The following is a 14,300-nucleotide window of genomic DNA, read 5'->3' as shown; positions in this document are numbered from 1 at the left end:
CGCCGCGCGGGCGAGGGAGTTGCAGATGGCTCGGACGGGGTTCGCGCTCGCGGGAGCCGTGGCCGCGCTCTGTGCGGTCGTCCAGGCCTCGGCGGCGCCCGGCGGCGCCGCGCGCGTCTCGCCGACGACCGCGATCGTCGCGGGCGTCGCGTATCCGGGCCTGGGCCAGCTGGTGGTCGGTTCGGAGCTGAAGGCGGCCGCGGTCGGCGCGGCGCAGGCCTTCCTGGTCGGGAGCGTCGTTCTCGAGGACAGGTGGGCCCGGGAGGCGCTCCGCGCGCACAACGAGACCGGCAGCGCCGCCGACTACGAGGACTACTCGAGGCACTACGACAGGCGGACGGCCTTCGCCTGGTGGGCGCTGGCCGTGGGGCTCCTCAGCGTGGCCGACGCGTACGTGGACGCGCATCTCCTGGGCTTCGACGAGCCCCTCATCCCCGGCCGGCGGGACGCGGATCAGGAGGCGCTCTCGGGCAGCGGCGCGCTCCGCGTCGGCCTCGCCGTGAGATTCTGATGCCGGGCTCGGCCGAGCCGGGCGGACAACAAGGAGACGGAGATGTCGAGAAGCGGACCGGTCCAGGGGAAGCCACCGGGCAGGAGGAAGGGCTACTTCCGCGACTTCGTCGAGACCGTGCTCACCGCGGTGGCCCTGGCGCTCGTCCTGAGGGCCTTCGTCGTTCAGACCTTCAGGATCCCCTCGGGATCCATGGAGGACACGCTCCTCGTGGGCGACTTCCTCATCGTCAACAAGTTCCTCTACGGGATCAAGGTCCCCTTCACGGACACGCGACTCCCCGGCATCCGCGACCCGCGCTACGGCGACGTCGTCGTTTTCGAGTACCCCAACCCGGACGCCCGCGCGCGCAAGGAGAACTACGTCAAGCGCGTCATCGGAACGCCCGGCGACGTCGTGGCGCTTCGGAACAACGCGCTCTTCCTGAACGGCGAGCGGAAGGAGGAGACGTTTGTCAAGCTCAAGCCCCCGACGCCGCGCTGGGCGGACTTCGGTCCGATCAAGGTCCCCGAGGGATCGCTCTTCATGATGGGCGACAACAGGAACTGGAGCGCCGACAGCCGCGACTGGGGGTTCCTCGACATCGGGCGCGTCAAGGGCAAGGCCGTCATGATCTACTGGTCGTGGGACGGCAGGAACGTGCGCCCCCGCCTCGACAGGGTCTTCGACGTCATCAGGTGACGCGCGGCCGCGCCGAGCGTCCTCGTGAGCAGGCACCGTGCGCCGCGCCCCGGCGCGCGGTCCTGTTTCGGCTTGACACCGCCGAGACGCGGCGCTATGTTCCACGGTTAGCAGTCTCCAGGATCGAGTGCTAAGACGCGGGTTGGAGGGAGGCCGGTTCGTGGGATGGAGCGGCTCAGCGACAGGAACGGCGCGATCCTGAGAGCGGTCGTCGAAGGCTATGTGACCACCGCGCGGCCGGTGAGCTCGGGCATCGTCGCCGGAGAGGGCATCGTCGGCCTGAGTTCGGCCACGGTGCGCAACGTCATGCGGGCGCTCGAGGAACGCGGTCTCATCCTCCAGCCGCACACGTCGGCCGGACGCGTGCCCACGGACAGGGGCTACCGCTACTACGTGGATCACCTCATGAGCCCGCAGCCGCTCTCGACGGACGAGCGCTGCCGCATCGCGGAGCGGATCGCCGGGCTCGCCGGTCACGAGCCCGGAGCGATGGCATCCAGGGTCTCGAAGATGGTGAGCGAGCTCACGAAGGAGCTGGCCGTCACGGTGGCTCCCTCGGCCGGCGGCACCATCGAGCATCTCACGCTGCTCCCGCTCGAGGACGGAGGCGTGCTCGGCGTCCTGACCGCCAGCGGCGGACTGAGCCGCAGCGCCGTGCTCGCCGCGGGTCTGCGGGTGAGCGCGGGCGACGTCGTCCGCGCCCAGGTCGCGCTGAGGGACTGGCTGAGGGGAACGGCCCTGGCGGACGCGGAGCGCATCGTCTCGGCCAGGCTGGCGGCTCGGGCGTCAGCTCTCGGCGTGGCGGCGGCGGCGCTGGCGGCCGAGGCGCGCAGGCTGTTCACCCTCGACGACGCGGTCCAGGTGAGGTACGAGGGCGCGAGGTACATGTTCCGCCATCCAGAGTTCCACGACCACGTGTCGGCTCTGGGAAGGGTCATCGACAGCGAGGGCGCGCTCGCCGAGGTCGTGCGCGTTCCGGCGGAGCCGGGGGACGTCGTCGTGACGATCGGGCACGAGAACCGAGGCAGGGGCCTGCAGCGCATGTCGGTCGTCGTGGGGTCGTACAGGCTGGGCGGCGCCGTGGGCCGCGTCGGGGTCATCGGGCCCACGCGGATGAGATACCCGAGGCTTGTCGGCCTGATCAGGCACTTCTCGGAGGCCCTCGACAGGGCGTTCGCGCCCCGGAGCTCCTGACCGGGGCGGAAAGGCGAGGATGGTCGAGGACGGCACCGTACCGCAGAACGGCGGCATCGCCCGGGACGACGGCAGCGAGGAGGTCGCGGCCCTTCGCGAGGAGCTGGCCGCCCTCAACGACAAGTGGCTTCGGGCGCTCGCGGACCTCGACAACTACAAGAGGAGGACGGAGCGGGAGCGGTGCCGGTGGGCGGACCAGGCGCGCGAGGACGTCCTCGCCTCGCTTCTGTCCGTCGTGGACGACCTCGACCGCGCGCTCGCCTGCGGCGCTCCCGAGGGCGCGGACGGCGGCGCCGCGCTCCGGGCCGGCGTCGAGCTCATCAGACGGCAGCTCCTCCAGCTCCTCGAGAAGCATGGCGTCGTGCCCATCGAGACGGGCGGCGCGGAGTTCGACCCGGCGTTCCACGAGGCCGTCTGTCAGCTGGAGTCGCCGGACCACGACAGCAATCAGATCGTCTCCGAGACGCAGAAGGGATACAGGCTGGGCGACCGGGTCCTCAGGTGCTCGAAGGTCGTCGTCGCGAAGTAGGGACGGCGGCGCGGGCCGGGGCCGGTCCCGGCGGGAAAGGACGTGAGTTCATGAGCAAGGTCATCGGCATCGATCTCGGGACGACGAACTCGTGCGTGGCCGTCATGGAAGGCGGCCAGCCGACCGTCATCCCGAACCCGGAGGGCATGAGGACGACGCCCTCCGTCGTCGGCTTCACGAAGTCGGGTGAGCGGCTGGTGGGACAGATCGCGAAGCGCCAGGCGATCACGAACCCGGAGAACACCGTGTTCTCGATCAAGCGGTTCATGGGGCGGCGCTTCGAGGAGGTCGGCGAGGAGATCAAGCTCGTCCCGTACAAGGTCGTGCGCGACGAGAAGGGCGAGGTGCGGGTGGAGGTGCGCGGTGAGCGGCTGGCGCCGCCCGAGATCTCGGCGATGATCCTCCAGTCCATGCGGAACACGGCCGAGCAGTACCTCGGCGAGAAGGTCGAGAAGGCCGTGATCACCGTGCCCGCGTATTTCAACGACGCGCAGCGGCAGGCGACGAAGGACGCGGGGCGCATCGCCGGGCTCGACGTGCTCCGGATCATCAACGAGCCGACGGCCGCGTCGCTCGCGTACGGGCTCGACAAGAAGACGCAGGAGAAGATCGCGGTCTACGACTTCGGAGGCGGCACGTTCGACATCTCCATCCTCGAGATCGACGAGGGGCTCGTGCGCGTCCTCTCGACGAACGGTGACACGCACCTCGGCGGCGACAACCTCGACCAGCGCGTCATCGACTGGATCGCCGACGAGTTCAAGCGCGAGAACGGCATCGACCTCAGGAAGGACCCGATGGCGCTCCAGCGGCTCAAGGAGGCCGCCGAGAAGGCCAAGTGCGAGCTCTCGACGACGGTCTCGGCCGAGATCAACCTCCCGTTCATCACGGCCGACCAGTCGGGTCCCAAGCACCTCGTTCTCACGCTGTCGCGCGCGAAGCTCGAGACGCTTGTCGCCGACCTCATCGAGCGCACCGCGGGGCCGTGCAGGCAGGCGCTGGCCGACGCGAAGCTCGAGGCCAAGGACATCGACGAGGTCGTGCTGGTCGGGGGGACCACGAGGATGCCCGCGGTCCAGGAGAAAGTGCGCACCCTCTTCGGGAAGGACCCGCACAAGGGCGTGAACCCCGACGAGGTCGTGGCGGTCGGCGCGGCGGTGCAGGGGGCGATCCTGGCCGGCGAGGCGGGCGTCAAGGACGTCCTCCTGCTCGACGTCACACCGCTCTCCCTGGGCATCGAGACCCTCGGCGGTGTCATGACGAAGCTCATCGAGCGGAACACGACCATCCCCACGAAGAGGAGCCAGATCTTCTCGACGGCGGCGGACAGCCAGCCCGCGGTGTCCATCCACGTCCTGCAGGGCGAGCGGCCCATGGCGGCGCAGAACAGAACGCTCGGTCGATTCGACCTCGTGGGCATTCCGCCGGCGCCGCGGGGCATGCCGCAGATCGACGTGACCTTCGACATCGACGCGAACGGCATCGTGCACGTCTCCGCGAAGGACCTCGGGACCGGGAAGGAGCAGAAGATCAGGATCGAGACGTCCTCCGGGCTCTCCGAGAACGAGATCAAGAGCATGGTCCGCGACGCCGAGGAGCACGCGTCGGAGGACGCCGCGAAGCGCGAGGAGATCGGGGCGCGCAACGAGGCGGACGCTCTGGTGTACACCACGGAGAAGGCGCTCAAGGAGCACGGGAGCGTCCTTGACGCCTCGGAGCGACGAGGCATCGACGACGCCATCGCGAAGCTCAGGGAGACGCTGAAGGACGGAAGCGCCGCGGACATCCGGCGCGACGCGGAAGCGCTCAAGACGGCCTCGTACAAGCTGGCCGAGAAGATGTACGCGTCGTCGCAGGCCGCGAGCGGCTCGGCCGCGGGCGCCGCGCCGGGCGGGGACGGCGGGGCCGGGGAAGCGGGCGGCGCGGGGGCCGACAAGGTCGTGGACGCCGATTACGAGGTCGTTGACGACGGGGACGGCAAGTAGGGCGGACCTTGGGCCCGGACCGGGACCTGGACCAGAGGAGCGCGATGGCCGCGCCGCATGACTACTACGAGGTGCTGGGGGTCGGGCGCGACGCGTCCCCGGACCAGATCAAGAAGGCCTACCGCGACCTCGCCTTCAGGCACCATCCGGACAAGAACCCCGGGAACAGGGATGCCGAAGAGCGGTTCAAGGAGGTCACCGCGGCCTACGAGGTGCTCTCCGACCCCGATAGACGGTCGAAGTACGACCAGTTCGGCGCCCAGGGGATGGAGCCCGGAGCAGGAGGCCCCTGGCAGGGCGGCGAGGCCTTCGACCTCAACGACGCCCTGCGCGCGTTCATGCACACCTTCGGCGGCGAGAGCCCCTTCGAGGACCTGTTCGGCCTCGGCGGGCGCGGGCGCGCGCGGTCGGGCGCGAGCCGCGGGAACGACATCCGCGTGCGGCTCCGGCTGACACTGGAGGAGGTCGCCGCGGGCGTCAGGAAGAAGATCAAGGTGCAGCGGCTCGTCCGCTGCGAAGCCTGCGGGGGCTCGGGGGCGAAGCCGGGGACGAAGCCGACCGAGTGCTCCGATTGCCGCGGGCGCGGGCAGGTGCGCACCCAGCGCAGCATGGGGATGCTCGGGACGTTCCAGAGCATCTCGACATGCCCGAAGTGCTCGGGCACCGGGCAGCTCATCAAGGAGCGATGCGGCGCGTGCGACGCCCTGGGCGTCACGCGCGGCGCCGAGGTCATCGAAGTGGATGTTCCCGCCGGCGTGGCCACCGGGAACTACATCCCCGTGCGCGCGGGGGGCAACGCCGGGCCGCGCGGAGGGCCGGCGGGCGACCTCGTGGTCCTCATCGAGGAGCTTCCGCACGGCGTGTTCGAACGGCACGGCGACGACATCATCACGGAACTGCCGGTGTCGGTGGAGATGGCCGCGCTGGGAGGCGCGGTCGAGATCCCGGCGCTGGGCGGCAAGGCCAGGCTCTCAATCCCCGCGGGGACGCAGTCCGGCACGGTGCTCCGTATGCGCGGGAAGGGCATCCCCCGTCTGCACGGCCGCGGGTCGGGCGACGAGCTCGTCCGCATCGTTGTCTGGGTGCCGTCTCGCCCCTCCTCCGAGGAGAAGAAGCTCCTCAAGAGACTGGGCGAGCTGGCGAAGGGCAAGCTGCCGCCGGCGCGGCGGCCGGACGGGCACAGCGGATGACGTCGGCGAGCGGCCGCGCCGAGGCCGCCCAGGAGCGCGGAACCGGATGCCGGAGCTTCTGACGGACCCCTCGATGTGGAGGCTCGACACGTTCCTCGTGCCGCCCGGCTCGCTGGCGACGGGCGAAGTCGTCCTTGAAGGCGACGAGGGGCATCACGCCGCCCGTGTGGTTCGCATCCGCCCGGGCGCGCTCGCGCGGGTGACCGACGGGGAAGGCGTCGAGGCGATCGGGCGCGTGACGCGCGTCGCGCAACGGGCGCCCTGCGAGGCGGTCCTCGAGGTCGTCGAGCTCCGCGCGCACAAGCGCGAGGACGGCACGTCGCTCACGATCGCGCAGGGGCTTCTCAAGGAACGCTCGTTCGACGAGGTCGTGCGCCGGTGCGGCGAGCTCGGCGTGTCAGAGGTCGTGCCGGTCGCGACCGCACGCGCGCAGGTCCGTGCTCCGTCGCGCGCGAGGCTCGCCCGTTGGCGGGCCGTCGCGGCCGCGGCGCTCAAGCAGTCGAGAGGCGTGTTCCTGACGCGGGTGAGCGACCCGCTCACCTTCGATGCGTTGCTCGACCGCGTCGGCTCGTCGCCGTGGGCCTGCGTGGCGTGGGAAGAGGAGCGGGCGGCGCACCTCCGGGAGGCCCTTCGGACCGCCGCAGCGCCGAATGGCCGCCGGACGGCCATGCTGGCCGTCGTCGGCCCCGAGGGGGGCCTGACGTCCGAGGAGGTGGCCGCGCTGGGCCGTGCCGGGGCGACCGCGGTGACCCTCGGCCCCCGCGTCCTCAAGGCCGACTGGGCGGCGGCGGCGCTGGCCGCCGCCGTGGCATGCGAGTCGGGGCGGCTTCTTCCATAGCGCCCACGAAGTGGTTGACAAGCGAATCCTCAGCAGATATCATAACCGCTTTGCGTCATTGCGGATACGCGCGGTCGGGTTCACCGGTCGCGCGGGACTCTGCTGCATCTGGCCGCGCCCACGGCCGTTCCAACTCGAAGGGGTGATCTGAATGCCGGGCGTTCGAGTGAAGGATGGCGAGTCGTTCGACCGTGCCCTCCGCCGATTCAAGAAGCGCTGCGAGAAGGCGGGGGTTCTTGCCGATCTCAGGAAGCACCAGCACTTCGAGAAGCCGAGCGAGCGCAAGAAGCGGAAGCTCAGCGCCGCCAAGCGCAAGGTGAGGAAGCTCAGGCTGAAGCAGCAGAAGGGCGACTAGCCCCGGTCTTGCTCGAGCGAGGTCGTGGGAACCCGGTCTCCTCCCATGCCGGGCATCTGCCGCACGACGCTGCGCCACGCGGGGGGGCTATGAAGCTGCAGAAGCTGTACGAGGCTGCCGTTCAGCACGGCATCTCCGTGGACCCGAGAGGGAAGAAGCGCGTCCTCCAGGAACTCGCCGCGGCGAAGAAGGCCTACGGTGAGCTCAGGAAGGAGGAGAAGGCGCGGTTCGACACGGAGCGCCTGACGAACCCGTACTCCGACAGCCGGATCCTCTGGGGCGACGGGGGCGCGGAGGTCAAGGCGGTCCTCGTCGGCATCGACATCGAGGTCGGGGAGGCCCTGCTCGCCGACAGGCTCATCGCGAAGGGGCGCCGGATCGACGCTCTGTGGGCGCACCACCCGGAGGGGGCGGCGCTCGCGAACCTGGGCGGCGTGATGGCGATGCAGGCCGACATCCTCTCCTCGTTCGGAGTGCCGATCACGGCCGCCGAGGGCCTGATGGAGCCGCGCATCAGAGAGGTCGAGCGGCTCGTCATGCCGACGAACCACATGCGGGCGGTGGACGCCGCGCGGCTGCTCGACATCCCGCTCTTCTGCACCCACACTCCTGCCGACAACTGCGTCGCGGACCACCTGCAGAAGCTCTTCGACCGCAGGAAGCCGGACACCGTGGGAGACGTGGTCGGTCTTCTCCGGGAGATCCCGGAGTATCGGGACGCCGAGCCCGCGGGCATGGGGCTCAAGGTGTTCTCGGGCAGCGCGAAGCGACGCGCGGGCCGCGTCTTCGTCGATATGACGGGAGGAACGAGCGGCTCCGAGAAGACCCTCGAGAGGATCGCCAACACGTCGGACATCGGGACGATCGTGGCGATGCACATTCCGGAGAAGCACCGCGAGGAGGCCGAGAAGCACCACATCAACGTGGTGATCGCCGGCCACGCGGCGAGCGACACCCTGGGGATGAACCTGCTCATCGACGGGGTCGAGAAGGCGACCGGATCGACCTTGACCGTCATCGAGTGCTCCGGTTTCAAGAGGTACCGTCACGGCAGGCGGTAGAGGATCCCACGACCGGCAGACGCTGCGGGAGCGACCATGAACGCTCATGCGCTCGCCGTCCTGGAGTTCGACAAGGTCGTGCGGATGCTCGTCGAGCGGACGTCCTTCGAGCCCGCCTCCGAAGCGGCCGCGCGCCTGGCTCCCATCCACGATCCGGAGACGATCCGCGAGCGCCTCGCGCTTGCCGCGGAGGCGCGTTCTCTTCTCGATCAGGGAGGCGCGATCCCGCTCGGCCGCGCCACGGACATCCGCGACGCCGTGGTCAGAAGCTCCCGCGAGGGCGCGATGCTCTCGCCCGGCGATCTCGCGGCCGTCGCCGGGACCCTCGGGGCCGTCGGCGACGTCCGGCGCGCGCTGGAGGCGCGCCGCGAGGCGTGTCCCCGCGTCTGGCGCATCGCGGACGCCCTCTGCCCCGACGACCGGCTCGTCGATGCCATCCATCGTGCCGTCGATCCCGAGACGCTCGAGGTCCGCGACTCCGCCAGCAGGGAGCTCGCGAGGATCCGTCGGGCGATCGGGTCCACGAGGAGCAAGCTGGACGAGAAGCTCGCGACGATCCTCGACAGCGCGTCGAGCGCGGACGCCGTGCAGGAGGCGGCGGTCCACATCCGGAACGGGCGGCGCGTGCTCCCCGTCAAGAGGACCGCTCGGGCGAAGATCAGGGGGATCGTGCACGACCAGTCCGCGAGCGGCTCGACCGTGTTCGTCGAGCCGCTCGCGACGGTGCCGCTCAACAATGAGCTCGCGCAGCTCGCGGCCGCCGAGCGTGACGAGATCGAGCGCGTCCTGAGGGCTCTCACGGCGGACGTGGGGGCGCGCGCGGCGGACCTCTCCCGGTCGGTCGTCGCTCTGGGGGAGCTGGACTACGCGAGGGCGAGCGCCGTCCTCTCGCGCGATCTCGACTGCGTGGCGGCGGCCGTGAGCGACACGCCCGTGATCAGGCTGAGGTCCGCGCGGCATCCGGTCCTGGCGGCGGTGGCCGCGCGGAGCGGCGGGAGGGTCGTGCCGCTCGATCTCGACCTGGGTCCGGGGGCCACGACCGTGGTCATCTCCGGCCCCAATGCCGGCGGCAAGACCGTGGCCCTCAAGACCGCGGGGCTCCTGGCGCTGATGACGCAGTGCGGGCTGCACGTGCCCGCGGCGCCAGGGACGGAGCTCGGCGTGTTCCGCGACGTGTTCGCGGACATCGGGGACGAGCAGTCCATCGAGAGGAGCCTCTCGAGCTTCTCGTCGCACCTCACGGTCGTCCGGGAGATCCTCGACGAGGCGGACGCCGGCGTGCTGGTGCTTCTGGACGAGCTGGGGGCGGGGACCGACCCGGACGAGGGTTCCGCTCTGGCGATCGCGATCCTCGAGGACCTCACGGCCCGCGCGGCGCCGACGGTGGCGACGACGCACCTGGGGTCCGTCAAGATCCACGTTCACGACCGCGAGGGCATGACGAACGCGTCGATGTCCTTCGACCCCAACACGCTCGAGCCGACGTTCCGGCTCGTGACCGGCGTGCCCGGCGCAAGCCACGGGCTTGCGATCGCCGAGGCCCGCGGGCTGCCCGGGCGCGTCACGGCCAGGGCCCGCGCGCTGAGGGACCAGGGGGCCGCCATGATCGACGGGCTGCTGGTCGACCTCGCGGAGCGGCAGCGAGCCCTGGCCGCGGCCCTGGAGCGCGCCCGCGTGGACGAGGAGCGCGCCCGGCTCCTCGCCGCGGACCACGAGGAGCGGCTCGCGGCCGTGAAGGAGGAGCGCAGGCGCATCCGCCAAGAGGCGCTCGACGAGGCGCGCGGCATTCTCGACGGCGCGACGTCGCTTGTGGAGGAGATCGTGCGCGAGCTCAGGGCGAAGGACGCCGCGCGCGAGGCCATCAAGGCGGCGCGTCAGAAGCTGGAGAGGCGGCGGGCGGAGGCGGCGCGCGCGGCCGACGAGAGCCGCAGGGTCGAGAAGCCCGACGCGGGGGCGAAGCCGGCATCGCTCGTCCCGGGCATGCGCGTGCGCGTCGCGAGCCTCGGGCGGGAGGGCGAGCTCCTCTCGCCGCCCGACGGGAAGGGGAAGGTCCGCGTCCGCATCAGGAGCGCGGAGGTCGCCGTCGACGCCTCGGATCTCCGCGAGCCGGATCGGGCGACGCAGGCGAGCGCGCCGCGCGCCGAGGTCGTGTACGTTCCGCCCGAGGACGAGGCTCCCGCGACGGAGCTCATGCTGCTCGGGATGAGGACCGACGAGATCGGCGACGCGATCGACAGGTTCGTGAGCTCGGCGCTCGTTCAGGGGCTCGAGGTCGTGCGCATCGTGCACGGCAAGGGCACCGGCGCGCTGCGGACGAAGACGCACGAGTTGCTGAGAGGGCACCCGTCGGTCAAGTCGTTCCGCCTCGGCCGCTGGGGCGAGGGCGACACCGGCGTGACGATCGTGGAACTCGCGTAGGCGGGGGCGATGGCGAGGATCTCCCAGGATCTCATCGACCAGGTCAGGGCCGCGAGCGACATCGTGGACGTGATCTCGGACAGGATCCAGCTCAGGAAGGCCGGCCGCAACTACCGCGGGCTGTGTCCCTTCCATCAGGAGAAGACGCCCTCGTTCAACGTGAGTCCGGAACGGCAGATCTACCACTGCTTCGGGTGCGGGGCGGGCGGCAACGTCATCTCGTTCCTCATGGAATTCGACAAGCTGAGCTTCCCCGAGGCCCTGAGGGAGCTCGCCGACCGCGCCGGCATCGTGCTCCCGAGCAGGAGCGGGAGAGACGCCGACGAGGACCCCATCTACGAGGCGAACCGCGTCGCGACGGCCTACTTCCGGAAGTGCTTCGCCGGGGGCGCCGGCGAGGCGGCGCGCGCGTACGCGGCGTCGAGGGGACTTCGCGACGAGTCGGTGAACGCGCTCGAGATCGGGTACGCGCCCCCCGGCTGGGACGGGCTCATCAAGGCGGCCGGGAGGGAAGGGGTCGAACCCGCGCTCCTCGAGGAGGCGGGTCTCGTCATCAGGCGCGACGGTGGCGGCTGGTACGACCGCTTCAGGGACCGGCTCGTGTTCCCGCTGGCCCTTCCGGGCGGCCGCGTCGTCGGCTTCGGTGGGCGCGCGCTCGGCGACCAGGAGCCCAAGTACCTGAACTCGCCGGAGACGCGCGTGTACCACAAGGGGCGCTACCTGTACGGCCTCGCGCAGGCGAAGACGGCCATCCGGGCCGCGCGCGAGGCCGTGCTCGTCGAAGGCTACATGGACGTCGCGTCGCTTCGCGAGGCGGGCTTCGTGACCGCGGTGGCGTCGGCCGGCACGGCGCTGACGCCGGATCAGGCGGGCGTCATCGGCAAGCTCGCCGAGAAGGTGTTCGTCGCCTACGACGGCGACGCCGCGGGGACGGCGGCGGCCGTGAAGGCGTCCGAGCTCCTCGTGGCGCTCGGGCTCAAGGTGCGTCTCGTCCGCCTCCCCGAGGGCGCCGACCCTGACTCGTACGTGCGCTCCGGCGGGGCCGCGGCGTTCCGCGCCGCGCTCGAGTCGGCGACGGACTTCATCGACTTCGTCGTGGCGCTGCGGGCCCCCCGCACGCCCGAGGCGCGGGAGGCCGCCGCGCGCACCCTGCTCGAGACGGTGTCCCGCATCGAGGACCCGCTCAAGGCGGACCTCATGCTCGAGAAGGTGGCGTCCGTGCTGTCCATCGGCCGGGCGGCTCTCTCGCGGGCGTGCGACGCGCGGCGGGCCGAGCTCACGGGCGGGCGTAGACCGCGGCCGGCCGGCGAGGTCCGCGACGCGGACCGAGCGCCTGCGTCGGTCGCGGCCCAGAAAGGGCTTCTGGGTCTCGTGGTCGCCGGGGGCGACGCGGCGAGGCGCGTGCGCGGCGAGGTGGACCTCTCGGAGTTCACGGACCCCCTCGTCAGAGCCGTGGCCGAGCGCGTGTACGCCGCGGGCGACACCGTGGACGTCGCCGGCCTCTCCCAGGGTCTGGGGCGCGAGGAGCTCTCGATCCTCACCGAGGTGTCTCTGCTTCCCGGCGGCGACGACGATGGCGCGCGGCTGTGCGAGGACTATATTCGAACGCTCAGGCGGCTTCAGGTGGAGGCCGAGATCCGGGCCGTGGAAGACGACATCCGGGCCGCCGAGCTGACGGACGACGAGTCGCGGCTCCTGGCGGGCGTGGCCAGGCGGCAGGAGCTTGCCCGGCGGCTGACGGAGCTCTCCGTCGGCGGTTGATGCATCGCGGAGGACCGCGGAGGCGAGGCGAACGGCATGGCGAAACGGTCGGCGGACAAGATCATCGCTGCTGTGCGCGAGCACGTCGGAGGCTCGGGCGCCCTGACGTACGAGGAGCTCGGGAGCTACTTCGGCAGCGACCTCGACATCGAGCTCGTGGACGACGTCTACTGCGGCCTCACCGCGGCCGGCATCGAGGTCGTTGATCAGAAGACCCGCGAGGCGAAGCGGAAGCACGAGGCGAAGAAGCGCGCGAAGGCGCAGCCGAAGCTCCGCTTCGACGATCCCGTCCGCATGTACCTCCGCGAGATGGGCCAGGTCAAGCTCCTCGACCGCGAGGGCGAGGTCGAGATCTGCAAGCGCATCGAGCAGGCCGAGCGCATGGCGTACGAGGCGGTCTTCGAGTCGCTGACGACGATGAAGCGGCTCTCGGCCGTCGCCGAGCGGCTCAAGGGCGACAAGCTGCGCGTCGATCGCGTCATCCGCGTGGACCGCAAGCGCAAGAGCCCCGGAGGGCGCGACGAGCGGCGACGGTTGGTCGCGAGACTCGAGCGCATCGCGCGCCTCGACGCCGAGCGCCGGCGGCTGGAGGAGAAGGTCAGGCGGATGCCGACGTCGCGCGCCGCCCAGACGCGCAAGGCGATCGACGCGAGACAGCGCGCGCTCCAGACCGAGATCCGGCGGCTCGCGCTGCACCCGCGACAGGTCACGCGGAACGCCGCCCGCATCAACGAGCTCGTCGAGAAGCTCGATCAGCACGAGCAGGAGGTCCGCGGCCTCACGGAGCAGCACGCCGCGGCGCAGAAGAAGCTCGAACGGCTCGCCGCCAAGCGCAAGCCGGGCAAGAAGGGCACGCAGGCCGCGAAGAAGACCCCCGGCCCGAGCCCGGCGGCGCTCAGGAAGGAGGTCGCCTCCTTCGCCAACGAGGTGAGGAACAAGCGACGGGCCGTGCGGAGGATCGAGCGCGAGTGCGGCCTCCCGGCAGCGCAGATGAAGGACATCGCGGACAGGATCCGCCGGGGCGACGCCGAGGCGCGGCGCGCGAAGACGGAGATGGTCGAGGCGAACGTCCGCCTCGTCATCTCGATCGCGAAGCGGTACACGCACCGGGGTCTCGACTTCCTCGACCTGATCCAGGAGGGCAACACCGGGCTCATGCGCGCGGTCGAGAAGTTCGACTACACCAGAGGCTACAAGTTCTCGACCTACGCGACGTGGTGGATCCGTCAGGCCATCACGAGGGCGATCGCCGACCAGGCGCGGACGATCCGCGTCCCGGTCCACATGATCGAGGCGATCAACAAGGTCGTGCGGACGACCAGGCAGATGGTGCAGGAGGAGGGGCGAGACCCGCTCGTGGACGAGATCGCGGACCGGCTCGACCTTTCCGAGGACAAGGTCAAGGGAATCCTCAAGGCCGCGCAGCAGCCGATCTCGCTCGACCGCCCCATCGGCGAGGACGAGGACTCGAGCCTCGGCGACTTCGTCGAGGACACGAAGGTCGTCTCGCCGTCGGAGTACGCGTCGTTCAGGCTCCTGCAGCAGGAGATCAACCAGGTCCTCGGGGAGCTCGACGCGCGGGAGGAGAGGATCATCCGGCTGCGGTTCGGGCTGGACAAGGACAAGGCGCCCATGACGCTCGAGGAGGTCGGCGCCATCTTCGGCGTCACGAGAGAGCGCGTGCGGCAGATCGAGAAGAAGGCCATCCAGAAGCTCCGTCACTACAAGAGGAGGAACCGCCTGAAGGGGTACATCGATCTGCCGTGACGTCGTCGGG

General features: G+C 70.8%; 12 protein-coding genes. All 12 read left to right on the top strand.

What is annotated here, in order from left to right; genetic code table 11:
* Nucleotides 1-25: 25 nt before the first annotated feature.
* The 12 genes from FJY74_00370 to rpoD all read left to right on the top strand — a co-directional run bounded on the left by FJY74_00370 (nt 26) and on the right by rpoD (nt 14,290).
* Nucleotides 26-511: a hypothetical protein gene (locus FJY74_00370; protein ID MBM3306773.1), complete on the top strand. Its 486-nt coding sequence runs from the start codon at nt 26-28 to the stop codon at nt 509-511.
* 42 nt (nt 512-553) lie between these two features.
* Complete coding sequence (gene lepB / locus FJY74_00365) at nt 554-1,192, top strand: signal peptidase I (GenBank protein ID MBM3306772.1); 639 nt, start codon at nt 554-556, stop codon at nt 1,190-1,192.
* A 165-nt stretch (nt 1,193-1,357) separates the two neighbouring features.
* Complete coding sequence (gene hrcA, locus FJY74_00360) at nt 1,358-2,386, top strand: heat-inducible transcription repressor HrcA (GenBank protein ID MBM3306771.1); 1,029 nt, start codon at nt 1,358-1,360, stop codon at nt 2,384-2,386.
* Between the two features lie 19 nt (nt 2,387-2,405).
* Nucleotides 2,406-2,915, top strand: coding sequence for a nucleotide exchange factor GrpE (grpE, locus tag FJY74_00355; protein ID MBM3306770.1), 510 nt, complete (start codon nt 2,406-2,408; stop codon nt 2,913-2,915).
* Between the two features lie 50 nt (nt 2,916-2,965).
* On the top strand, nt 2,966-4,900 hold the full coding sequence (gene dnaK / locus FJY74_00350) for a molecular chaperone DnaK (GenBank protein ID MBM3306769.1): 1,935 nt from the start codon (nt 2,966-2,968) through the stop codon (nt 4,898-4,900).
* Nucleotides 4,901-4,944: 44 nt separating this feature from the next.
* Complete coding sequence (gene dnaJ / locus FJY74_00345) at nt 4,945-6,090, top strand: molecular chaperone DnaJ (GenBank protein ID MBM3306768.1); 1,146 nt, start codon at nt 4,945-4,947, stop codon at nt 6,088-6,090.
* Between the two features lie 46 nt (nt 6,091-6,136).
* The gene (locus FJY74_00340) at nt 6,137-6,928 is read left to right on the top strand and encodes a 16S rRNA (uracil(1498)-N(3))-methyltransferase (GenBank protein ID MBM3306767.1); all 792 of its coding nucleotides are present in this window, start codon (nt 6,137-6,139) and stop codon (nt 6,926-6,928) included.
* Nucleotides 6,929-7,079: 151 nt separating this feature from the next.
* Nucleotides 7,080-7,283, top strand: a complete 204-nt coding sequence (gene rpsU, locus FJY74_00335) for a 30S ribosomal protein S21 (GenBank protein MBM3306766.1) — start codon at nt 7,080-7,082, stop codon at nt 7,281-7,283.
* An 89-nt stretch (nt 7,284-7,372) separates the two neighbouring features.
* Nucleotides 7,373-8,344: an NGG1p interacting factor NIF3 gene (locus FJY74_00330; GenBank protein MBM3306765.1), complete on the top strand. Its 972-nt coding sequence runs from the start codon at nt 7,373-7,375 to the stop codon at nt 8,342-8,344.
* Nucleotides 8,345-8,380: 36 nt separating this feature from the next.
* A complete protein-coding gene (locus FJY74_00325) occupies nt 8,381-10,762 on the top strand; it encodes an endonuclease MutS2 (GenBank protein ID MBM3306764.1) in 2,382 nt (793 codons plus the stop codon).
* Between the two features lie 9 nt (nt 10,763-10,771).
* Entirely contained in the window at nt 10,772-12,523 is a 1,752-nt protein-coding gene (locus FJY74_00320; protein MBM3306763.1) for a DNA primase, read from the top strand.
* A 36-nt stretch (nt 12,524-12,559) separates the two neighbouring features.
* Nucleotides 12,560-14,290, top strand: a complete 1,731-nt coding sequence (gene rpoD, locus FJY74_00315; protein ID MBM3306762.1) for an RNA polymerase sigma factor RpoD — start codon at nt 12,560-12,562, stop codon at nt 14,288-14,290.
* The last annotated feature ends 10 nt before the right edge of the window (nt 14,291-14,300 follow it).

The organism is Candidatus Effluviviaceae Genus I sp. (genome assembly GCA_016867725.1).
In the GTDB taxonomy this organism is placed as follows: domain Bacteria; phylum Joyebacterota; class Joyebacteria; order Joyebacterales; family Joyebacteraceae; genus VGIX01.
This window is presented reverse-complemented; position numbering and strand designations above follow the sequence as displayed.